The following is a 20,529-nucleotide window of genomic DNA, read 5'->3' as shown; positions in this document are numbered from 1 at the left end:
CGCCACCGCTCCCCCGCCGGGTGAGCCCCGCTCGCTCGCGGCTGCCGACGCCCCGACTGTGGCTTTCGGGCGCTCCATGCTCCGAAGGTCACCTTCGGGGCACGCGCCGAGGGGATACAGTGGGGCGATGCCGCCATGGTTGCTCCGCGGAACCGGCATGGGCCTGCTCCATGCCGTCGCCGCCACGTTGCTGGCCAAGGTCGCCGTGAACTCGCCGACCGACACGATCACCACGCGCGTCGTCACGATCGCGCTGCTCGTCGGCGCCGCGGCGCTGTGGAGCGCGCTCGACGGCTGGTTGCGGCACCGCGACCTCGGCCGCGCGTGGTTCATCGGCGCGCTGGTCGCGGGTGTCGTCGCGCCGATCCTGTCCACCATCGGCAGGGCCGTGTTCGTGGACCAGACCGGGATCGGCACCTTCTTCGACGAGTTCCTCGGCACGTTCGCGTTCACCGCGCTGCTGGTGCTCGTCCCGGCCGGGCTCGGCCTCTTCGTCGGCGGCCGGATCGGCAAGGCGGCCGACGAGCCGGAACGCCCGAAACCGTCGCCGGGGCCGAAGGCCGCGGCCTGATCAGCGGCCGAGCGAAGCACCGGCCGGGTAGGACCGCCACCGCTGTTCGGTGACCGTTTCCACCGGCGAGTCGTTGGCCTCGGCGACCGAGCCGGGGCGGACCCGCCACAGGGTGCCGTCGGCGAGCACGAACCCGGTCTTCCCGTCCGGCGTCCTGACCGCGGGCGCCTGGCCGCTCAGCCGCGTGGCCACCGGCAGGCCGTCGAGCACGGGAAGGCGCCGCGGAGCCAGCGTGGTCGCCAGCTGCTCGACGACCGAACGGCGGTCGACCCGGAGCACCCGTCCCGCGACGACCAGGTCCATCGTGCGATCGGGCGAGGGCATCGCGAACCCGTCCAGCACGGCGAGCGTGCGGCCGGGATCGGTGCACGCGCGCACGTCGCGCACGTCGATGCCGAAGTGCCGCAGGTCCGTCGGCGCGTTCGCCCCGCCGATCACGGTCGCGCGGACCACGTCGAACGGCACCCTGCCGCACGGATCGGTCTGCGACAGCGGCGCGTGACCGTCCGGTGTGCGGACCAGGCCGGGTCCCTCCTGCCAGGCGCCGGGGACGGTCACCGGGCGGAACGGGTTCGCCGCGAAGTCGCGGTCCCAGAAGGTCAGGGTGGTGCCGCCGCTGGTCTCGTGCGCGATGACGAACGCGTCGAGCGCCTCGACCCACATCAGGTCCGCGCTGAACGCGTCGACGAGCGATTTGGCGCGCGGCGCCGATGTCGTCGCCGTGGCCGCGAAACCCTTGTCGCCCAACGCTTCCACGCCGGTCGCGAACGCGGGATCCTTCGACCGAAGCAGGAACTGGCCCGCGCCGTTCCAGCCGGCCGCACGCCCCGTGGTGTCGGTGAACATCAGGTAGAACCAGCCGCCGAGGTACACCACCGAGGGCTGTCCGGCGCCGTAGGCGTTGTCGCGGTGCAGGTCGTGCGCGGGGTTCAGGATCGGCTTGCCCCCGTTCGCCCGCGTCCAGGTGCGCCCGTCAGTGCTCGTCGCGAACCCGATCGAGTTCCCCAGCGCGTGGTCGCCCGCGGCGCCGGTGTAGTAGAGGTAGTAGGTGCCGTCGACCCTGAGCACGGACGGGTCGCAGGTGTGCATGCCGTCGAACTGGCCGGGGTTCCCGGACAGCACGGCCACCGGCGCGCCACCACCCGGCGCGGTGAACGGGCCGTCTACCTTTGGTGACTCTCCGTAAAGGATGTCGTCGCCCGCAGGCAGGGCGGCCGGGTACTGGCTGCACCACCACATACGGGTCGTCGCGCCGTCTGCCATCACCGACGGGCCGTAGTTGTACGGGGCGCCAGGGCCACCGGCCGCGACCACCGCGCCACCGCCTCGTCCGGCGTCCGCACCGAGCGGGACGTCGTGCTGGCGAGGCGGCCGCGGCTTCGAGGTTTCCGCGCTGCCACCAAGGCCCCCGCCACTACCCGGGCTCGTTCCGGCTGCTTCGGCGCGCGGCTCCCCCGAGTCGGTGCAGCCCGTCAGCGCGGTGGCGCCGAGCAGTGCGCCCGCGGTGACGGCGAGCAGCCGCGCGCGGCGTTGGCGGAACGTGCGCATCGTGCCCGGTGCCCTCCGTCCGTGCCCACCGTCCCGCCGTGCGACGGGCCGCGGCTCAGTGTAGTGAGCATTAACCCTGACGGGTGACAGGCATGCTGAACGTCACTGCGCGTCACCGTCACATCGGCGCCGGGTAGCCGCACACCAGCACGAGGTCTCACCTATGTCCATAGTGGACTCCATTGCCGACGATCCCAGAAACCGAAGCGGTGGAACGGGTTCCGACCAGCCACAGTGGACTGGCGCTCACTTCTCGCGAGCGTTCTCCCCCAGCCACCGCAGCGCGAGCCGGTACCCGTCGACGCCGAGACCCGCGACCACGCCGGTGGCGATGTCGGAGAGCACGCTGTGGTGGCGGAACTCCTCGCGGCGGTGCACGTTCGAGATGTGCAGCTCGATCAGCGGCGCGGTGAGCTGGGCCGCCGCGTCGCGCACGGCGATCGAGTAGTGCGTCCACGCCCCGGCGTTGAGCACCACCGGGTTCCCGCCGTCGGTGGCCTCGTGCAGCCAGCCGACCAGCTCGCCCTCGTGATCGGTCTGGCGGACCTCGACCTCGAAGCCCGCTTCCTGCCCGGTCCGCACGCACAGGTCCACCAGATCGTCGTGCGTCGTCGAGCCGTACACCGACGGCTCCCGCTTGCCGAGCCTGCCGAGGTTCGGGCCGTTGAACACGAACGCCTTCACAGCAGGACGCTCCCGCCCGAGGTGGGCTCTGCGGCCACCGCCGAGTACGCGGCCGCCAGCAGCGACGGGTCCGGGCCTTCGAGCCTGCCCGGCTTGGCGAGCCCGTCGAGCACCACGAAGCGCAGCACACCGGACCGGGTCTTCTTGTCGCCCTTCATGGTCTCCAGCAGCTGGGGCAGCGCGTCGGCCTCGTAGCTGGTCGGCAGGCCGAGCTGGGTGAGCACCGCGCGGTGGCGTTCGGCCGTCGCGTCGTCGAGGCGGCCCGCCAGCCGCGCCAGCTCGGCGGCGAACACCAGCCCGACGCTGACCGCCGCGCCGTGGCGCCAGCGGTAGCGCTCGCGGCGTTCGATCGCGTGGCCGAGGGTGTGCCCGTAGTTGAGGATCTCGCGCAGGTTCGACTCGCGCAGATCCGCCGCGACCACGTCGGCCTTGACCTGGATCGACCGGCGCACCAGCTCGCCGAGCACGTCACCGGTGGCGTCCACGGCGGCCGCCGCGTCCCGCTCGACGAGGTCGAGGATCACCGGGTCGGCGATGAACCCGGTCTTGACGACCTCGGCCATCCCGGCGACGAGTTCGTTGGGCGGCAACGTTTCCAGCGTCGCCAGGTCGACGAGCACCGAGGACGGCTCGTGGAAGACGCCGACGAGGTTCTTGCCCGCTTCGGTGTTGATCCCGGTCTTGCCGCCGACCGCGGCGTCCACCATGCCGAGCAGCGTCGTTGGCACGTTGACCAGTTTGACGCCGCGCATCCAGGTCGCCGCGACGAACCCGGCGAGATCGGTCACCGCGCCGCCGCCGAGGCCGACCACCACGCCCTGGCGGTCGAGCCCGATCCGGCCGAGCACCTCCCAGCAGAAGCTGGCCACGGTGAGCGCCTTGCCGTCCTCGGCGTCGGGGATTTCCACGCGGTGCGCGTCGAGCCCCGCCTTTTCCAGCTCGTCGCGGATCGCTTCCGCGGTGGTGGTGAGCGTCGGCGGGTGGATCAGCGCGACCTTCGACGCGTCGCGCAGCGTCTCGGTGAGGTCACCGAGCAGGCCGCGTCCGATCACCACGTCGTACGGCTTCGCGGTGTTCACCTTCATCCGCACCGGCTCGGTCAACTGCGCTCCTTAAAACGAATAGTGGGTCAGTGCGCGGCCAGTTCGGCGGCGACCGCGGCCACCACCTCGTCCGGCGTGCGCTGGTCGGTGGCCACCTCGATCGTGGCCACCTCCCGGTACACCGGCAACCTGGCGTCGAGCAGTTCCTTGTAGGTGGCGCGCGGGTTCACCCCGGCGAGCAGCGGCCGCGCGGTGGACAGGCCGACGCGCTGCACGCCGACCGCCATGCCGACGTTGAGGAAGACCACGACGTGCCCGCGCAGCCGCGCGCGCGTCGCCTCGGACAGCACCGCGCCGCCGCCGAGCGAAAGCACGCCGTCGTGCTCGGTGAGCGCCGCGGCGATCGACCGCTCCTCGATCGCGCGGAAGACGGCTTCGCCGTCGGTGGTGAAGATGTCCGAGATGCTGCGGCCCTCCGCGGCGACGACGTCGTCGTCCGCGTCGCGGAAACCGACGCCGAGGTGCTCGGCGAGCAGCGGGCCCACCGTGCTCTTACCGGAACCGGGCGGCCCGACGACGACCGCGCGGGGACTCACCACCGCTCCTCGAGCGCCTTCAGGTAGGCGTCCGCGTTGCGCTTGCTTTCGGCGAGCGAGTCACCGCCGAACTTCTCCAGCGCCGCGTCCGCGAGCACGAGCGCGACCACCGATTCGAGCACGACACCGGCCCTCGGCACCGCGCAGACGTCGGAGCGCTGGTGGATCGCGACCGCGGGCTCACCGGTCGCGACGTCTACTGTGGACAGTGCTTTGGGGACGGTCGAAATCGGCTTCATGGCAACGCGCACGCGCAGCGGCTCGCCGTTGGTGATGCCGCCTTCGAGGCCGCCGGCGCGGTTGGACCGCCGGGTGACGCCGACCGGGCCGGTGCCGCGGTCGATCTCGTCGTGCGCCTTGCTGCCCCAGCGGGTCGCGGTGGTGAAGCCGTCGCCGACCTCGACCCCCTTCATCGCCTGCACACCCATCAGCGCGCCGGCGAGCCTCGCGTCGAGCCTGCGGTCCCAGTGGACGTGCGAGCCGAGACCGGGCGGGAGCCCGTAGGCGATCACCTCGATCACGCCGCCGACGGTGTCACCCGCCTTCCGCACGGCGTCGACCTCGGCGACCATCGCGTCGGTGCCCTCCTTGCCGAAGGCGCGCACCGGGCTCTCGTCGATGTCCGCGAGATCGGAGGCCTGCGGGAGCGGGCCTTCCGGCGCCTGCGCGCCGCCGATCGAAACGACGTGGCTCAGCACCTCGATCCCGAGGAGCTGCCGGAGATAGGCGCGTGCCACGGTGCCGAGCGCGGTCCGCGACGCCGTCTCGCGGGCGCTCGCCCGCTCGAGGACGGGGCGTGCCTCGTCGAAGCCGTACTTCTGCATGCCGGGCAGGTCCGCGTGGCCCGGCCGCGGCCGGGTCAGCGGCTCGTTCCTGGCGAGACCGTCCAGCTCGGCCGGATCCACCGGATCGGCCGCCATGACCTTCTCCCACTTGGGCCACTCGGCGTTCTCGATCTGGATCGCCACCGGCCCGCCCTGGGTCAGGCCGTGCCGCAACCCGCCGAGGAACTCCAGCTGGTCGGTCTCGAAGCCCATGCGCGGGCTGCGGCCGAAGCCGAGCCTGCGGCGTCCGAGCTGCTCGCTCACGTCGGCGGTGGTGACCTCGACCCCGGCCACCATGCCCTCCAGCACGGCGACCAACGCGGGCCCGTGCGACTCACCAGCGGTTATCCAGCGCAACACCGTACGATCCTGTCATGGCACCACCTCCGGAGTTCAAGTGCCCATGCCCAGCGCGGGCCAGGCGGTGACCAGGCAGACCGCCGCGACGAGACCGGGGCCGTGCGGAACGCCGTCGCGCCAGCCGCGCCACCGGCACAGCGCCGCCCCGGCGGCCAGCATCGCGGTAGCGAACGCGGCGAGCACGGCCGCCACCGGCAGCGCCGCCCAGCCCGCCGCGCCGAGCACCGCGCCCAGCGCGCCGGAGAGCTTCACGTCACCCGCGCCGAGCGAACCAGGAGACCACGCCCTGATCGCGAAATGAGCGCCACCGAACACGACCGCGCCGACGGTCGCGCGCACCGCCAGTCCCGCGCCGGGACCGAACGCGGCGGCGAGCCCGAGCGCCACCGCGGCCAGCGGGTACGCGGGCAGCGTCAGGACGTCCGGCAGGCGGCGGACGCGAAGGTCCGTGACGACCAGCGGCACGGCGAGCACCGCCACCACGCACCCGGTGGGCAGCCACCACCACGGCCAGCCGCCGGAGGCCCAGCGCCACGCCACGAACCCGCAAGACACGGCCGTGCCCACCACGCACCACAGGCGCGACGGCGGGAAACCGGCGCGCGCCAGCAGCAGCGCGGTGCCCAGCCCGATACCGGCACCGGCGACGGCGAACGCGAGAACGATGATCCCCTCCACGTGGCCCAGGTTTGCCCGCCCCGCGCGCACCGGCAAGAAAGTGGCCGTACGACCTCGACCTTTCGTACGGAATCGACGCGCACACCACCCGATCGGGCTAGATGTGCCAGCGCCGCAACACTTCCGCGGTGGCTTCCGCTCGGCCACGCCCGCTCCTTTCGTGGCCGGGAAGCGCATGCCCCGAAGGCCACAGTGGACTCCGCTTTCCCGGCCCTCGCGGATGTGCGGGCAGGGCCGCGCATGCCCCGAAGGTGGCCTTCGGGGCGCTAGGTGCCCCGATGGTCACCTTCGGGGCAAGACGGGGATTTCTGATGTGGTGGCAGGGCTTCTGCGAGGGCCGAGGTCGCGGCGCTCAGTTCCCTGAAGGTGGCTTCGGGGGCCGCAAGCCTCGCCCGCTAAGGATTCCAGCGCAGCAAGGGGTCTCCGCCCGGTGTTCTGATCTCCAGCGCGGCGATGTCCGCGCGGTGCAGCGCGGTTCCCACCGAGATGCGGGCGGTGTCCTCTGTGGCCACTCGCCACGTCGCCAGTTGCTGGTCCTGCCCGCCTCGCCCGACCGCGACGAGGACGTAGTCGCCGACGCGGCCGCCTCGGTAGCTGCACGACATGTCGACGCGCGCGCCGTCCGGGGTGTCCGAGACGCGGGCTTCGGCCTGCACCGGGTATTCGCCGAGCGGGGTCATCGCGGTGCCCGCCTGTCCGGGAAGGACGAGGACCAGCACGAGAGCGAGGCAGGCGGCGACGGCGGCGATCCCGGTTGTGGCGAAGGCGAACCGCGCCCGGCGGCGGCGACGGCGCGTCGCCGCCGCGAGCCCCGGCAGCAACGTCGAAGGCGGTTCCTCGACCACGAAATCGGGACCCACCTGGGAAAGCAGTCCCGGCAACCCGGCGATCTCCTGCACAGCACGCGCGCATCGCGGGCATCCTCGGAGGTGCTGTTCGAACTCGGCTCTGTCCTCTGGGGACAGTGCACCGAGCACATAGGCCGCGTCGAAGGTGGCGAACGGATCGGCCTCCGGGGCCTGGTCGTTCGGGATCATTGCGTCACCCCCTTCTCCTCCAGCGCCAGCTTCAGCGCGCGCAGCGCGTAGTGCGTGCGCGATTTGACGGTGCCCGCCGCGATCCCGAGCTGGCGCGCCGCGTCCGCGACCGAGTAGCCCTGGAAGTAGCAGAGCACCAGCACTTCGCGGTGGTGCTCGGTCAGCTCCGCGAGCGCCTCCGAAACGAGCCACCCCTGCAACGCGCGCTCGGTGCCGTCGGGCAGCGCGACCTCGGGCGGCAGGTCGGTGCTCACCTCGGCGCGGTGCGCCGCCGAACGCCAGCCGTCGATCACGATCCGCCTGGCCACGGTGAACAGCCACGCCCGCGCCGCTTCCCTCGGCTGGCCGAGCACCTGCCTGCTCCGCCACGCCCGCAGCAGCGTTTCCTGCACCACGTCCTCCGCGCGCGCCCGGTCGCCCGAGGTCAGCCGGAGCACGAAGGACCACAGCGCGGGCGCGTGCTCGTCGTGCAGCGCTCGCATCAAGCGGTCCTCGGCGGCTTCCTTCACACCTGCTGCCCGCCCGAGGGCTCGCGGAACCGCGGCAGCAGCAGCACCGCGCCGCCGAGGACGCACACCGCCTCGGTCACCACGCCCCACACCTCGGCTTGGCTCGCGAACTGCTCGTGCACGCCGAACAGGCCGACGGTCAGCGAAAGCAGGTAAGCGCCGAGGGTGGCGGCGCCGAACCCGAGCGCGCCCAGCGCGGGCAGCCAGTGCCGCCACAGCAGGACCGCGCCCGCGAGCACCACCCCGGCGACGACGTTGACCAGGAACAGCGGCCCGATCACGTCGAGGTCGGAGAACCCGTCGCGCCACAGGTCCCAGTGCACCCACGCCGAGCCGAGCAGCCCGGCGACCACCAGCACCCGCACCGTCCACCCGGTCATGGCGCACCTCCCCGCTCGCGGAAAGCCCTACGCCGGGTATACGCCGAAGCGGCCCGATCGGTTCAATTCCGGCGGGAATTGAACCGATCCCGCAGGTATTTCGTAACCAGGGGCATGACTGCCGAAACCCACACCCGCCGCACCGTCCTCACCACGGGAGCCGCCGCGACCGTCGGTGCCGCCGCGTTGACCGCCTGTGGCGCGGGCGGGTCCAGCCAGCCGGCCGCGGGCCCGCCCGCTCCCCCGGCCGCGCCGGGGAAGCCGCTCGCCGCGCTCGCCGATGTCCCTGTCGGTCAGGCGAAAGCCGTGACCACCCCGGACGGCAAGGACGCCATCGTGTCGAGGCCGACCGAATCCACGGTCGCCTGCTTCAGCGCCGTGTGCACGCACCAGGGCTGCAAGGTCGCGCCGAGCGGCAGCGAGCTGAAGTGCCCGTGCCACGGCTCGGTGTTCGACGCGCGCACCGGCGACGTCAAGCAGGGCCCCGCGAAGGAGCCGCTGCCGAAGCTGCCCGTGAAGATCGAGAACACCCAGATCGTCACGGCCTGAGCCCGGCCGAAGCCTGGGCCCGGCCGAATGCTCTGAAGGCCACCTTGACGGCACTGATTGCCGTGTCGTGTCTCGGTAGTTCTGCCGCAGGTTTGTCTCGGTTGTTGTGACACAGGTTAGGCGGCTGGGGTGAGTTGGCCTTGGTAGGTCTTGGTGTGGTCGAGGTGGATGTGGCCGATCGGGTCGCCGTCGCTGGTGTAGGCGGTGGCCCGGTCGCTGTCACGGATGATGGTGATGGTGTGTCCGGCGTGGGCGGTGCCGATCCGTAGCCGGGCGTGTTTGCCGAGGTTGACCGTGCCGGTGGTGCTGACTTTGAGGCGGTGCACGGTGGCGTCGTCCTGGACGGGCAGGTGCTGGGGTCCGCCGTGGCTGTCGCTGGTGGTCCAGGCATGGGTGGGGGTTTGCCGGCCAAGGGCGCTGTGGCGGCGGTGGTTGTAGTGCTCGCGGTAGACCTCGAGCAGGGTGCGGAGTTCGGTCAGGGTCGCGGGTTGGATGGGTTGGTGATCCAGCCAGCGTTTGAAGGTCTGGTGGTGGCGTTCGACCTTGCCGCAGGTCTGCGGGTGGTAGGGGCTGGAATGGATCAGCCTGCAGCCGTGGCCGGTGACGGTGCGGGCGAACGCCGATGGCCCGGCGTTGGGGTGGCGGCCGCGTGAGGTGAACGCGGATCCGTTGTCGGACAACACGATCGCGGGCGCACCATGGTCGGTGATGGCCGCGGTGATCGCGGTGATCGCGGCACGGGAGGTTTCGGCCTCGGCGGCGTGATTGGCCACCAGCATGCGCGTGCAGTCGTCGAGGACCTCGAACACCACCACCGTGGCCCCGCCGGCGAGGATGACCTCGGTGGCGTCGATCTGGTAGCAGTCCCGCGGCCGGGCATAGCTGAACCGACGGTAGGAGGACCGGGGCCGCTTACGGGGGTTGGACTCGGCCAGCCCGTGCCGGGACAGGATCCGGTTGATCGTGGCCCGCGACGGGACAGGCCAGCCCCGTCCGGCCCAGTCCCGCTCGGCGGCCAACTCCAGAAGCCGATCGCGGATCGGGTCCGCCCCGTTGTCCGGTTTCAGCTCCTTCCGCAGCCGCAGCACGACAGCCACGACCGGCTCCGCCGTAGCATGCCGCACGGTCTTGGGCCGGGTCGACCGCCGCCGCCACTGCCCCTCGGCCTGGATCCGGGCACGGTGCCGATAGAACGTCCGCCTATCGACACCATGCTCCCGGCACCACGCCGACACGTTCTCAACCGGCACTTCAGCCGTCAGCATCGCGTCCACGAATCGCATGATCGTCCCATTCCGCGTCATGGCCCTCACCACAACGCCGGTCAGGCGGCAGATCATGCAACATCACCCGACCCGGGTGTGTCACATGCTGCGATACACAAACTGTGTCAAAACAGCTGATACTGAACACGGCACTGATTGCCGTCAAGGTGGCCTTCAGGGCAAGAAAAGTTCAGTCCTCCCAGACGAAGATTTCGTCGCCGGGCGACACGTCGGCGCCGGTGAGCAGGGCCGAGAGCCGGTCCGGGTTCGCGTCCAGGGCGACCACGGGCACGATCGGCGAGTAGCCCGCCTCCGCGACCGCGGCGGGGTCCCATTCGACGAGCGGCTGCCCGGCGCGGACGGCCTCGCCTTTCACCACGTGCAAAGTGAAGCCTTCGCCCTTCTGCTTCACGGTGTCGATGCCGAGGTGCACGAGCACGCCGCGGCCGTCCTCGCCCTGCACCACGAACGCGTGCGGGTGCAGGGTGACGACGGTGCCGTCGACCGGGGCGACCGCGGTCTGCCTGCCCTCACCGGAGGGCTGGACGGCGAGACCGGGCCCGACCATCGCCTCGGCGAACACCGGGTCCGGCACCTCGGCCATCGGCACGGTCTTGCCCGCGACCGGGCTCTGCACCGCCAAAGTCACAGCAAGTCCTCGATGTCGCTGGCGATGTTGTCGGCCTCGGGACCGACGATCACCTGCACGACCGAGCCGACCTTCACCACGCCCATCGCGCCGGCGCCCTTCAGCGCGGGTTCGTCCACAACGGACCCGTCCTTGAGCTCGCAGCGCAGGCGCGTGATGCACCCCTCGATCTCGATCACGTTGTCAGCGCCACCGAGCGCCGCGAGAATCTTTTCCGGCCTGTCGTCCGCCATCGCGGCCTCCTGACTGTCGTTTTCTGTCGTTGTCCGTCCGGTCGGGACTGTCCGTGACCCGGCCCGCACTCGCGGTTCCGGCCGTCTTGGTCAACCCGCGCCAGCAGTACTACGCCGATCGCCGGTACGCGTGCCACCTCAAGCCACGAAGTCATAACGGCCGTTGACACCCGATCGGCTCCCGGAGCATCCTGCCCCATCAGAAATGGTCTAGACCGGAACGTACCAATGGTAGCCGAGTGGTGCCAGTACGGGGCCAGCCCGACGACGAAGTGGAGGCGACGAGCCGATGAGTGCCGCGGCGCACGCCTCCTCCGGCGGGTTCGACCGGGTCACCGACGGGCCGACCCCGAAGCACGCCCAGCTCAGGGAAATCCTGCGCAGGGCGGTCGAACGGGACCTGCCCCCGGGATCCCCGATCCCGTCGGAACGCGAGCTGGCCGAGCGGTACCACGTTTCCCGCCTCACCGTGCGCTCGGCGATCGGCAAGCTCGTGGAAGAGGGCCTGCTCGCGCGCGTGCGGGGCAAGGGCACGTTCACCGCGAGCCGCCGGATGGACCTGCAGCTGTACCTGATGTCGTTCACCGACGACATGCGCAGCCGCGGGAAGGTCCCGACCACCGAGCTGCTCGACACGGGCATCGCGATCCCTCCGGCACCCGCGGCGAGCGCGCTCGGCCTCGGCGACCGGCAGCCCGCGTACCGGCTGCACCGGCTGCGGCGGGCGGACGGGGTGCCCCTCGCGGTCGAACGCGGCTGGTACCACCCCGGCAGGCTGCCCGGCCTGATCGAACTCGACCTCACGAGATCGCTCTACGGGCTGCTCGCCGAGAAGTACGACATCCAGCTCGACTACGCCTGGCAGACCGTCTGGGCGGAGTCGGCCGACCGGGAGACGGCGCGGCTGCTCGGCATCCGCGCCGGTGGGCCACTGCTGGCGTTCCGCAGGGTTTCCAGCTGTCAGGGTGAACCCGTCGAAGACATGACTTCCTGGTACCGGGGAGATCACTACCAGGTGACAACGCAGTTGGACCGGAACAACCCGGATTCCGGTCGCGAACCCAACGACAAAGCCAATGATGGAGGTACCCGATGAGCGCCACCACCGCCGAGGGGGCGAAGGGGAAGGGCAGGGGGCTGGCCGGGCTCCAACGCTTCGGCCGCAGCCTGATGCTGCCCATCGCCGCATTGCCCGCGGCAGGCCTGCTGGGCAGGCTCGGCGCCGACGACGTGCTCGGCAAGGACGGACTGGGCTGGGGCAAGGTCGCCGAGGTTCTCGGCGCGGCGGGCAACGGCCTGTTCAACTGGCTGCCGCTGCTGTTCGCGGTCGGCATCGCGGTCGGCTTCGCCCGCAAGGGCGACGGCTCGACGGGCGTCGCCGCCGTGGTCGGCTTCGTCGTGTTCAACAGCGTCGTCCAGGTGTTCGCCCCGATCAACAAGATGGAGGGCTTCAAGGAACCCTGGTACCTCCAGCCGATCAAGTGGCCCTACAGCGTGCTGGCCGGTGTCGTGGTCGGTCTCGTGACCGCGGTGCTGTGGCAGAAGTACCACCGCATCAAGCTGCCGCCGTTCCTGGCGTTCTTCGGCGGCCGGCGGTTCGTGCCGATCATCAACTCGGTCGCGCTGATCGTGCTCGGCGTGATCTTCGGCCTGCTGTTCAAGTACGTCGACGCGGGCCTGCACAACCTCGGCGAAGCGATCACCGGCAGTCCGATCATCGGTGGCGGGATCTACGGCTTCTTCAACCGCCTGCTCATCCCGATCGGCCTGCACCAGCTGCTCAACGTGCCGGTGTGGTTCATCTTCGACGGCGGCGACCTGACCAACTTCGCCCACGGCGTGCCGGGCAGCGGCTCGTTCATGACCGGGTTCTTCCCGATCATGATGTTCGCGCTGCCCGCCGCGGCGCTGGCGATCTGGCAGACCGCGCACCCGTCGCAGAAGAAGGTCGTCGGCAGCGTGATGGTGGCCGCCGCGTTCACCGCGTTCCTCACCGGTGTCACCGAGCCGATCGAGTTCGCGTTCATGTTCGTCGCGTGGCCGCTGTACCTGATCCACGCGGTGCTCACCGGTGTCTCGCTGGCGCTGGTCAACTGGCTGGGAATCCACCTCGGGTTCAACTTCTCCGGTGGTGCGATCGACTTCGCGCTCTACGCGGGCTCGCCGGCGGCGACCAAGGTGTGGCTGCTCATCCCGATCGGTCTCGCCTACGCGGTGCTCTACTACGTGCTGTTCCGGTTCGTGATCAAGAAGTGGAACCTGAAGACCCCTGGCCGCGAAGAGCAGATCGAGGCCGATCTCGAGGCGACGGCCGCCAAGTAGCACCAGAAGTACGTTCGAAAGGAAAGAAATGCCCGAGAAGCGAGTCACGGTGGCGAGCAAGGTCGGCCTGCACGCGAGGCCAGCCGCGCTGGTCGCCAAGGCGGCAGCCGCGCAGCCGGTCGCGGTGCGGATCGCCAAGGATGGCCGTGACCCGGTCGCCGCAGGCAGTGTGCTGAACCTGATGACGCTCGCCGCCGGTCACGGTGACGAGGTCATCATCACCGCCGAGGGCGAGGGCGCCCAGGAAGCCGTCGACGCGATCGCCGAGCTGGTCGCGAGCGATCTCGACGCCTGAGCAGTACCGGAACGGGGGTGGTCCGCGCGTCGCGGGCCACCCCCGTTTCGTAGGCTGAAGCCATGGACAGCGTGCGGATGATCGAGGACTGGCCGGTGGACAACGCCGCGACGGTCGTGGTCGGGGCGGGCGGCGAAACCGTGGCCGCCCATGGTGACCAGGCGCGGGAGTTCCCGCTGGCGTCGGTGTCGAAGCTGCTCACCGCCTACGCCGCGCTCATCGCGATCGAAGAGGGCGTGGTCGAGCTGGACACCCCCGCCGGTCCCGAAGGGTCGACCGTGCGGCACCTGCTCGCCCACACCTCCGGGCTCGCCTTCGACGAGCACCGCGCGATGGCCGAGCCCGGTACCAGGCGGCTGTACTCGAACGCCGGTTTCGAGCAGCTCGCCGACGCGCTCACCGAGCACTCCGAGATCCCCTTCGCCGATTACCAGGCCGAGGCGCTGTTCGTCCCGCTCGGCATGAAGGCTACGAAGCTCACCGGCTCCCCCGCATCGGGTGCGGTGTCGACGGCCGCCGATCTCGCGCTGTTCGCGGGCGAATTGCAACGGCCGACCCTGCTCGATCCCGCCACCGTCACCGAAGCGACCTCGGTGGTCTTCCCCGGTCTCAACGGCGTGCTGCCGGGATTCGGCCACCAGAAGCCGAACGACTGGGGGCTCGGCTTCGAGATCAGGGACCACAAGAGTCCACATTGGACGGGTTCGCGGAGCGTGCCCGAGACGTTCGGCCACTTCGGACAGTCCGGCACCTTCCTGTGGGTGGACCCGTCGGCGGGAGCGGCGTGCGTCGCGCTGACCGATCGCGCCTTCGGCCCGTGGGCGGCCGAGGTCTGGCCCGCCTACACCGACGCGGTGCTCAGCGAGCTGGTGTGAGGCTTCGGGTCTTCGCGAGCCTGCTCGCCTTGGTACTGCTGGCTTCCTGCACGTCCAACGCCGACCCGGCCCGTTCCCCCGCCCCCGCTCTGTCCGGCCAGCCCGCCGCGGCGCCCGCGATGGGCACGAACGGCGCCGCCGTGCCGGTGCTGAACTGGGCGCCCTGCAAGGGAAAGTTCCAGTGCGCCCGCGCCGATGTCCCGGTGAGCTACCGCGAACCGGCGGGAGCGAAGCTGGCGCTGTCGGTGATCAAACTCCCCGCGAGCGATCCGGCGCACCGCATCGGGTCGCTGTTCTTCAACTTCGGCGGGCCGGGCACCGGCGGGGTCGGCGAGCTGGCACGGTTCGCCGACCGCTACCCCGACGAGTTGCGCGCACGGTTCGACCTGGTGAGCTTCGACCCGCGCGGGATCGGGGGCAGCACGGCGATCAGCTGTCCCGGCGCGGACACGCTGCCGGGCCGCGGATCCCCGTTGCGCCCGGAGCAGCGCGACGCGTTCTACGCGGCGAGCGCGGCCGCCGGAAAGGCCTGCGCGGCGGGGTCGCCCGCGCTGCTGCCGCACCTGTCGTCGGCCAACGTCGCGCGCGACCTGGAGCTGCTGCGGCAGTCCGTCGGCGACAAGGCGTTGAACTTCTACGGCTACTCCTACGGCACCTACCTCGGCGCGACGTACGCGAACCTCTTCCCCGGCACCGTCCGCGCGATCACCATGGACGGCACGCTCGACCTCGTCGCCAACGCGACGGGCGCGCCCGGCCAGCAGGACGAGCCGGTGGACGTGCGCGCGGACGTGGCGCGCGGGCAGCAGCAGGAACTCGACGCGTTCTTCGACGCCTGCGTCAAGGCGGGCCCGAAGTGCGCCTTCTCCGCCGGCGATCCGCGGCAGAAGTTCGCGGACATCTTCGCCAAGCTCAGTCAGGGCCCGGTCGGCGGCGTGACGCTGCCGTCGCTGCTCGAAACGATCAACAGGTCCCTTTACCAGAGCGCGCGGTGGAGCAAGCTCGCCGTCACCTTGAACGGGCTGGCCTCGGCGGCACAGGGCGCGGCCGCGACCCATCCGCCGATGCTCGACCCTTACGTGGCAACGCATTCGCCCGGTTTCCTCGCGGTCCAATGCGTCGACAGCGACAACCCGGCCGAACCGGCGGCCTACGACCGGCTCGCGGCGAGCGAGGTGCGGCGGCAGCCGTACTTCGGCGCCTCGGCGGTGTTCAACATGGCGCAGTGCATCGGCTGGCCCGCCCGCGACCAGGACCGGTACCTCGGCCCGTGGAACCGGCCGAGGGCCAACCCGATCCTGATCGTGAACAGCAGGCACGACCCGGCGACGCCGCTGCACGACGCGCAGGCCACCGCGCGCCAGCTCGGTGACGGCCGCGTGCTCGTCGTCGACGGGTTCGGGCACACCACGCTCGACGTGCACAGCGCGTGCGCCTCGGCCGCGCTGACACGCTACTTCGTCGACCTCACAACGCCAACCGAGGGCACGGTGTGCGCGCCGGACTTCACGCCGTTCCCGTGAGCACCCGCACCGGCGAGCCCTTCTGGTACGCGGCGATGTCCTCGACGGCGTCACCGTAGAAGATCTCGTACACCTCGCGCGTGACGTAGCCGATGTGCGGGGTCAGCACGGTGCGCGGTGCTGTCCTCAGTGGATGGTCCGCGGGCGGCGGCTCGGTCTCGTAGACGTCCAATGCCGCTTTCGCGATTTGCTTGCCGTGCAACGCTTCCAGCAACGCGTCGGCGTCGACGATCGGGCCGCGCGAGGTGTTGACGAGGATCGCCGACTCCTTCATGAGCGCGAATTCCCCGGCACCGACGAGGCCGCGGGTGCGCTCGCTCAGCACCAAGTGCACCGAGAGCACGTCCGCGCGGCGGAACAGGTCCTCTTTGGACACCGCGGTGACGTCGTGCTCGGCCGCCTTCTCCGGCGTCAGGTTCTGGCTCCACGCGATCGTCTCCATGCCGAACGCCTGCCCGATCCTGGCCACGCGCGAACCGAGCCTGCCGAGCCCGAGCAGTGCGAGCGTCTTGCCGTGCAGGCCGGTGCCGATGGTGGTCTGCCAGCCGCCGTCCGGCAGCGCGCGCAGCTCGGTCTCCAGGTTGCGGAACGCGGCGAGGATCAGCGCCCAGGTGTGTTCCGCGGTCGGCTCCGAGATGTACCCGGTGGCCGACACGACGATGCCGAGCCTGCTCGCCGCGTCGACGTCGATCGCGGCGTTGCGCCTGCCCGTGGTGACCAGGAGTCTGAGATCGGTCAGCCGTGCCAGCAGCTCGGCGGGGAACCGGGTCCGCTCGCGCATCGCGACCACGACCTCGAACCCGGCGAGGCGCGCCACCACCTCGTCCGCGTCCGCGAACGGTTCGGTGAACACCTCGATCTCGGCGCCGAGGGAGTCCCAGTCGGCGAAGCCGAGCGCGACGTTCTGGTAGTCGTCGAGAATCGCGATCTTCATGCCCTGACGCTAAGGCACGAAGACGTCCTCTCGCACGAGATGGTGGTCCGATGCATCGTTCAGCCTGGCGAGATCGGAGCCCGGCAACGGCCAGAACACCTCGCCCCACCAGGGGATCAGGCCGCGCGAGGGCAGCACGTAGTCGGTGCGCAGGTTGCCGGGCGCCTTGTCGTTGAAGTCACCGGTGTCGAAGAACGGGTTCGTCCGGTGTGCCGCGTTCGCCCCGCCTTGCTGACGGCTCGCCACCACGCCGCCGACGCTGCCGGGATGCGGGTCGAGCACCCGCGGCGACAGGCGGAGCTGGTCGATCGCGCCGGGCACGCTGTCGCCGTCGATCGGGTCGGAGTTGTTGTCCCCCGCCACCACGAACCGCTCGCTGGCGGGCAGCCCGCCCCGCTTGCCCGCGTCGTCGTAGATGTAGCCGCCCTTGCCGGGGGTCACGTAGTCGGCCATGAACCGGATTTCGTCGTGGTTCCGGGTGCCGTTGCGGTCTTCCGGGCCGTCGAAGCTCGGCGGCGTGGGGTGCGAGACGAGGAAGTGCACGGTGCCGCCGCCGATCCGGAGCGGCAGGTCCCAGTGCGACTTCGAGGACAGCCGCAGGTCGGTCAGTTCCGGCTCCGAGTACCAGTCGTGGAGCGCCGGTGTCGCCGGGTCGTCCGGCAGCATCGCGCCGGGCATGTCCTTCCACCGGAAGTGCTGGAACGTCCGGACGCCCGCGATGTCGATCGGGTACTTCGACAGCACGAGCATGCCGTACTGGCCTTCGAAATCGCCGAAGCCGTGCGCGTCGCCGCCACCGCCGACCTTGCCGTCGCGATCGAGGTCGTATCCGGTTTGGACACCGGTGTTCGACGGAGCGGTGTAGGCGTACGGGAAATCGATGGGACGCGCGCCGTTCTGGCCGCGCTGGAGGTAGTTCGTGCGGAACGCGTTCGCGGCCGCGTTGCCCGGCACGTAGTCGAACTCGTTGACCAGCAGGACATCCGGTCGGTTTCGCTGGATCACCTCGGCGGCTTCGCGCGCCTGCGCGTTGTCCGGTGTGGACAGATCGGCGAGCAGCTGCCCGGCGTGCGCGCGGTTGAGCGAGGCGTTGAACGTGGCGAACCGGACGTTCGTGCCGGACGAGGACGCGGCAGGTGTCGCCGTCAGGAACAGCGCCGCGACGGACAGCAGCGGAAGCAGGGCTTTGCGCACGGTGGTACCTCCCAGATCGGCCACACCCTATGCGATCGGGGTGAACACCGGGTGGCGTTCGGCGAACGAACGACACTTGACCGATCAAATGATCCAATTGTACGGTCCAATAATGGACCTGCCGCGCTACGAGCAGATCAAGCAGGAGTTCGAGGAGAAGATCCACACCGGATCGCTCGCCCCCGGCGCCCGGCTGCCGACCGAGACCGAGCTGCGCGGCCAGTACGGGGTCAGCAGGGCCACGGCCCAGCGCGTGCTCAACGACCTCGCCACCGCGGGCCTCGCCGTCCGGCGGCGACGGCACGGCACGTTCGTCGCGGATGTCACGCCGACGCTCAACCTCCTCACCTTCGCCGCACCGGAAGCGGCGCGGAAGGGCGTGCCCGGCAGGCACGAGGTCATCTCGGCGAAGATCGTCACGGCCGCCGACGCGGTGCTGAACCTGCCCGGCGTAGCGGCCGACACCGCGGTGATCGAACTGGTCCGGCTCAAGTTCGACGCGCATGAGCGGCCCCGTTCGATCGAACGCCACGTCATTCTCTTTTCGGCCGCTCCCGACGTACTGGAACAGAATCTCGAAGAATTCGTCAGCATGCGGTACTTCCGGAACAGGGACGCGCCGATCGACACGATCCGGGTCTACCTCGACCCGGTGAGCCTCGACGAGCACGACGCCGCGTTGCTGGACAGCCGTGCCGGGACGCCGACTTTGGTGCGGCGCAGGGAATCCCGCGCCGGTGACGGCACCGCGATCGAAGTGGTGGAAACCGTGGTCCGCCCCGGTTCCGCGCGATTCTTCGTCGAATTCCCGTTTTCCGCGTCCTCCCCGAAAGGAGAGGTATGAAAGTCATCGTCGTCGGCGCCGGGATCCTCGGCGCGAGTGTCGCGCGATCGCTCGCGGCGGCGGGTGAAGACGTGCTCCTGCTGGACCGGTGGGGTGCGGGCACCGGTACGACGGCGACCACGTTCTCCTGGGTCAACTCGAACCGGAAGCTCGCGCCCGAGTACTTCCGGCTGAACGTCGAGGGGATGGCGGAACACGCGACGCTCGCCCGCGACCTTGCCGGTCCCCCGTCGTACTTCCCCAGCGGCAGCGTGCACTGCGCGGATGCCAGGAACGAACCCTGGCTCGTGAACAACGTCGAAGCGCTGCAATCGCTGGGCTATCCGGCCCGCTGGGTGGATCGCGACGAAGCGGCACGGATCGCGGGCGAGATCCGGATCCCCGGTTCGACGACGGCCATCGCGCACTTCCCCGGCGAAGGGTACGTGCTTCCCGAGCGGCTGCTGGGAAATCTGCTCGACGACGCCAGGCGGCACGGGGCGGAGATTTCGGTGGGCGAGGTCGTCGCGGTCGAGGAAACTCCGCACGGTTCCCGCGTCACCCTTGCCGACGGCGAAGTCCGTGACGCGGATCGGATCGTGCTGGCGACCGGCCGCTGGACCGACGACCTCGCCGCACGGTCCGATGTGGACATCCCGATGATGACGGAGATCAGGCAGGGCTCCCCGATCATCGGGCTGCTCGGGTACGTGACGTCGCCGGAGGTCGACCTGCGCTGCGTGGTCCACACGCCGTCGCTGAACCTCCGCCCCGCGGCGGGCGGGCAGACCGTCGTGCAGGCGCTCGACCTCAACGCCCTGGTCGACCCGGCGCTGCCACCGTCGACGGACATCGGCCGCGCCATCGCCGAACGGTTCGCTGATCTCGTGCCAACGCGGAGCGGACCGCCGGAAATCGACCTGCGCGTCGCGATCCGCTCGATGCCTGCCGACGGCTTCACCATCGCCGGGTTCACCTCGGCGGATTCGCGGATCTACGCACTGGTGACGCACAGCGGGATCACCCTCGCGCCGCTGCTGGGCCGCCTCGCCGCCGCCGAAATCACCGGCGGCGAACCGCACGACCTGCTCGCGTCCTTCCGCCCCACCCGGTTCGCGGGAGTGCCGCGAACGGACCTCGTCGTGCACCGGCCCACCAGGCTCGGAGAGCAGTAACTCCCCCGTGTTTGCGGAGATCCGGGTCGCAATGCCCCGAAGGCCACCTTCGGGGACCCTGGCGCCACTTTCTCGGCCCTCGCTCACGTGCGGACAGGGCTGTGCATGCCCCGAAGGTGGCCTTCAGGGCGCTCAACGCCGCACATCCACCCCTCGCACACTCGACCACCACGAGCCGCCTGCCCCGAAAGTGACCTTCGGGGCACTGGATTCCCCGAAAGCCACTTTCGGGGCACACGACAGCCCGCTGCGGACGCGCGCGGATGGCGGGAATGCGGCGCGAGGGTGGAGTTCGCGGCATCTACCGCCCCGAAGGCCACCTTCGGGGACACGCCGGCGACGGCACCCCGCCACGAAGGCCGAGAGCCTGACGCTCAACGCCCCAAGAGGAACCTTCGGCGGCACCCCGCGGCCCACCCCAACCCCTACAGGAGCATCTTTCGGGGCGCACGAGAGCCCGCT

The 20,529-nt window shown here is 70.6% G+C and carries 23 protein-coding genes; 9 read left to right on the top strand and 14 right to left on the bottom strand.

Annotation, left to right across the window (positions count from 1 at the left end):
- Positions 1 to 127 precede the first annotated feature (127 nt).
- Positions 128 to 571, top strand: coding sequence for a B-4DMT family transporter (locus HUW46_RS39080; RefSeq protein WP_215543717.1), 444 nt, complete (start codon positions 128 to 130; stop codon positions 569 to 571).
- On the opposite strand, the gene HUW46_RS39075 is transcribed toward HUW46_RS39080, so the two are convergent.
- The 9 genes from HUW46_RS39075 to HUW46_RS39035 all read right to left on the bottom strand — a co-directional run bounded on the left by HUW46_RS39075 (position 572) and on the right by HUW46_RS39035 (position 8,230).
- Positions 572 to 2,119, bottom strand: coding sequence for a beta-xylosidase (locus HUW46_RS39075; protein WP_215543716.1), 1,548 nt, complete (start codon positions 2,117 to 2,119; stop codon positions 572 to 574).
- 246 nt (positions 2,120 to 2,365) lie between these two features.
- Positions 2,366 to 2,803, bottom strand: coding sequence for a type II 3-dehydroquinate dehydratase (gene aroQ, locus HUW46_RS39070; protein WP_215543715.1), 438 nt, complete (start codon positions 2,801 to 2,803; stop codon positions 2,366 to 2,368).
- Positions 2,800 to 3,906, bottom strand: coding sequence for a 3-dehydroquinate synthase (aroB, locus tag HUW46_RS39065; RefSeq protein WP_215543714.1), 1,107 nt, complete (start codon positions 3,904 to 3,906; stop codon positions 2,800 to 2,802). Before aroB ends, aroQ begins: the two co-directional genes overlap by 4 nt.
- Before the next feature lie 26 nt (positions 3,907 to 3,932).
- On the bottom strand, positions 3,933 to 4,442 hold the full coding sequence (locus tag HUW46_RS39060) for a shikimate kinase (protein ID WP_215543713.1): 510 nt from the start codon (positions 4,440 to 4,442) through the stop codon (positions 3,933 to 3,935).
- A complete protein-coding gene (gene aroC, locus HUW46_RS39055; protein ID WP_215543712.1) occupies positions 4,439 to 5,626 on the bottom strand; it encodes a chorismate synthase in 1,188 nt (395 codons plus the stop codon). Before aroC ends, HUW46_RS39060 begins: the two co-directional genes overlap by 4 nt.
- Positions 5,627 to 5,659: 33 nt before the next feature.
- A complete protein-coding gene (locus HUW46_RS39050) occupies positions 5,660 to 6,304 on the bottom strand; it encodes a prepilin peptidase (protein WP_254125378.1) in 645 nt (214 codons plus the stop codon).
- Between the two features lie 395 nt (positions 6,305 to 6,699).
- Positions 6,700 to 7,341 carry an anti-sigma factor family protein gene (locus HUW46_RS39045; protein ID WP_215543710.1) on the bottom strand — a complete coding sequence of 214 codons (642 nt, stop codon included), beginning with the start codon at positions 7,339 to 7,341 and terminating at the stop codon, positions 6,700 to 6,702.
- Positions 7,338 to 7,850 carry a sigma-70 family RNA polymerase sigma factor gene (locus HUW46_RS39040; protein ID WP_215543709.1) on the bottom strand — a complete coding sequence of 171 codons (513 nt, stop codon included), beginning with the start codon at positions 7,848 to 7,850 and terminating at the stop codon, positions 7,338 to 7,340. The genes HUW46_RS39045 and HUW46_RS39040 overlap by 4 nt, the downstream gene beginning before the upstream one ends.
- Positions 7,847 to 8,230, bottom strand: a complete 384-nt coding sequence (locus HUW46_RS39035; protein ID WP_215543708.1) for a hypothetical protein — start codon at positions 8,228 to 8,230, stop codon at positions 7,847 to 7,849. Before HUW46_RS39035 ends, HUW46_RS39040 begins: the two co-directional genes overlap by 4 nt.
- A 114-nt stretch (positions 8,231 to 8,344) precedes the next feature.
- Here HUW46_RS39035 and HUW46_RS39030 point away from each other — a divergent pair, with 114 nt between their 5' ends.
- Entirely contained in the window at positions 8,345 to 8,779 is a 435-nt protein-coding gene (locus HUW46_RS39030) for a Rieske (2Fe-2S) protein (RefSeq protein ID WP_215543707.1), read from the top strand.
- 116 nt (positions 8,780 to 8,895) lie between these two features.
- Here HUW46_RS39030 and HUW46_RS39025 read toward each other — a convergent pair whose 3' ends face one another.
- From HUW46_RS39025 to HUW46_RS39015, 3 genes are all read right to left on the bottom strand, one after another.
- Positions 8,896 to 10,062, bottom strand: a complete 1,167-nt coding sequence (locus HUW46_RS39025; protein WP_254124945.1) for a DDE-type integrase/transposase/recombinase — start codon at positions 10,060 to 10,062, stop codon at positions 8,896 to 8,898.
- Positions 10,063 to 10,234: 172 nt separating this feature from the next.
- Positions 10,235 to 10,693 carry a PTS sugar transporter subunit IIA gene (locus HUW46_RS39020; protein WP_215543706.1) on the bottom strand — a complete coding sequence of 153 codons (459 nt, stop codon included), beginning with the start codon at positions 10,691 to 10,693 and terminating at the stop codon, positions 10,235 to 10,237.
- A complete protein-coding gene (locus tag HUW46_RS39015) occupies positions 10,690 to 10,995 on the bottom strand; it encodes a glucose PTS transporter subunit EIIB (protein ID WP_256451399.1) in 306 nt (101 codons plus the stop codon). Before HUW46_RS39015 ends, HUW46_RS39020 begins: the two co-directional genes overlap by 4 nt.
- 220 nt (positions 10,996 to 11,215) lie before the next feature.
- Here HUW46_RS39015 and HUW46_RS39010 point away from each other — a divergent pair, with 220 nt between their 5' ends.
- From HUW46_RS39010 to HUW46_RS38990, 5 genes are all read left to right on the top strand, one after another.
- Complete coding sequence (locus HUW46_RS39010) at positions 11,216 to 12,022, top strand: GntR family transcriptional regulator (RefSeq protein WP_215543704.1); 807 nt, start codon at positions 11,216 to 11,218, stop codon at positions 12,020 to 12,022.
- A complete protein-coding gene (locus tag HUW46_RS39005; RefSeq protein WP_215543703.1) occupies positions 12,019 to 13,248 on the top strand; it encodes a PTS transporter subunit EIIC in 1,230 nt (409 codons plus the stop codon). Before HUW46_RS39010 ends, HUW46_RS39005 begins: the two co-directional genes overlap by 4 nt.
- Positions 13,249 to 13,276: 28 nt before the next feature.
- The gene (locus HUW46_RS39000) at positions 13,277 to 13,543 is read left to right on the top strand and encodes an HPr family phosphocarrier protein (protein WP_215543702.1); all 267 of its coding nucleotides are present in this window, start codon (positions 13,277 to 13,279) and stop codon (positions 13,541 to 13,543) included.
- A gap of 62 nt (positions 13,544 to 13,605) precedes the next feature.
- Positions 13,606 to 14,418 carry a serine hydrolase domain-containing protein gene (locus HUW46_RS38995; RefSeq protein ID WP_215543701.1) on the top strand — a complete coding sequence of 271 codons (813 nt, stop codon included), beginning with the start codon at positions 13,606 to 13,608 and terminating at the stop codon, positions 14,416 to 14,418.
- Positions 14,415 to 15,941, top strand: coding sequence for an alpha/beta hydrolase (locus HUW46_RS38990; RefSeq protein ID WP_215543700.1), 1,527 nt, complete (start codon positions 14,415 to 14,417; stop codon positions 15,939 to 15,941). Before HUW46_RS38995 ends, HUW46_RS38990 begins: the two co-directional genes overlap by 4 nt.
- Here the strand turns inward: HUW46_RS38990 and HUW46_RS38985 are convergent.
- Both HUW46_RS38985 and HUW46_RS38980 read right to left on the bottom strand, forming a co-directional pair.
- Positions 15,925 to 16,875 carry a D-2-hydroxyacid dehydrogenase family protein gene (locus HUW46_RS38985; protein ID WP_215543699.1) on the bottom strand — a complete coding sequence of 317 codons (951 nt, stop codon included), beginning with the start codon at positions 16,873 to 16,875 and terminating at the stop codon, positions 15,925 to 15,927. The genes HUW46_RS38990 and HUW46_RS38985 overlap by 17 nt on opposite strands.
- Positions 16,876 to 16,884: 9 nt before the next feature.
- Positions 16,885 to 18,069: an endonuclease/exonuclease/phosphatase family protein gene (locus tag HUW46_RS38980; protein WP_215543698.1), complete on the bottom strand. Its 1,185-nt coding sequence runs from the start codon at positions 18,067 to 18,069 to the stop codon at positions 16,885 to 16,887.
- A gap of 112 nt (positions 18,070 to 18,181) precedes the next feature.
- On the opposite strand from HUW46_RS38980, the gene HUW46_RS38975 reads away from it, so the two are divergent.
- Entirely contained in the window at positions 18,182 to 18,913 is a 732-nt protein-coding gene (locus tag HUW46_RS38975; RefSeq protein ID WP_215543697.1) for a GntR family transcriptional regulator, read from the top strand.
- Positions 18,910 to 20,067, top strand: a complete 1,158-nt coding sequence (locus tag HUW46_RS38970; RefSeq protein WP_215543696.1) for an NAD(P)/FAD-dependent oxidoreductase — start codon at positions 18,910 to 18,912, stop codon at positions 20,065 to 20,067. The genes HUW46_RS38975 and HUW46_RS38970 overlap by 4 nt, the downstream gene beginning before the upstream one ends.
- Positions 20,068 to 20,529: the final 462 nt, after the last annotated feature.

The sequence above is a fragment of the Amycolatopsis sp. CA-230715 genome (genome assembly GCF_018736145.1).
Lineage (GTDB): Bacteria > Actinomycetota > Actinomycetes > Mycobacteriales > Pseudonocardiaceae > Amycolatopsis.
The sequence above is the reverse complement of the archived record's forward strand: the minus strand, read 5'-3'. Positions and strand labels throughout refer to the sequence as shown.

Bases quoted from the DNA above. Each gene is read 5' to 3' on its own strand.
- HUW46_RS39080 (WP_215543717.1), top strand. From the start codon at position 128: ATGCCGCCATGGTTGCTCCGCGGAACCGGCATGGGCCTGCTCCATGCC.
- HUW46_RS39075 (WP_215543716.1), bottom strand. From the start codon at position 2,119: ATGCGCACGTTCCGCCAACGCCGCGCGCGGCTGCTCGCCGTCACCGCG.
- HUW46_RS39045 (WP_215543710.1), bottom strand. From the start codon at position 7,341: ATGATCCCGAACGACCAGGCCCCGGAGGCCGATCCGTTCGCCACCTTC.
- HUW46_RS39035 (WP_215543708.1), bottom strand. From the start codon at position 8,230: ATGACCGGGTGGACGGTGCGGGTGCTGGTGGTCGCCGGGCTGCTCGGC.
- HUW46_RS39030 (WP_215543707.1), top strand. From the start codon at position 8,345: ATGACTGCCGAAACCCACACCCGCCGCACCGTCCTCACCACGGGAGCC.
- HUW46_RS39025 (WP_254124945.1), bottom strand. From the start codon at position 10,062: ATGCGATTCGTGGACGCGATGCTGACGGCTGAAGTGCCGGTTGAGAAC.
- HUW46_RS39010 (WP_215543704.1), top strand. From the start codon at position 11,216: ATGAGTGCCGCGGCGCACGCCTCCTCCGGCGGGTTCGACCGGGTCACC.
- HUW46_RS39005 (WP_215543703.1), top strand. From the start codon at position 12,019: ATGAGCGCCACCACCGCCGAGGGGGCGAAGGGGAAGGGCAGGGGGCTG.
- HUW46_RS39000 (WP_215543702.1), top strand. From the start codon at position 13,277: ATGCCCGAGAAGCGAGTCACGGTGGCGAGCAAGGTCGGCCTGCACGCG.
- HUW46_RS38995 (WP_215543701.1), top strand. From the start codon at position 13,606: ATGGACAGCGTGCGGATGATCGAGGACTGGCCGGTGGACAACGCCGCG.
- HUW46_RS38985 (WP_215543699.1), bottom strand. From the start codon at position 16,875: ATGAAGATCGCGATTCTCGACGACTACCAGAACGTCGCGCTCGGCTTC.
- HUW46_RS38975 (WP_215543697.1), top strand. From the start codon at position 18,182: ATGGACCTGCCGCGCTACGAGCAGATCAAGCAGGAGTTCGAGGAGAAG.
- HUW46_RS38970 (WP_215543696.1), top strand. From the start codon at position 18,910: ATGAAAGTCATCGTCGTCGGCGCCGGGATCCTCGGCGCGAGTGTCGCG.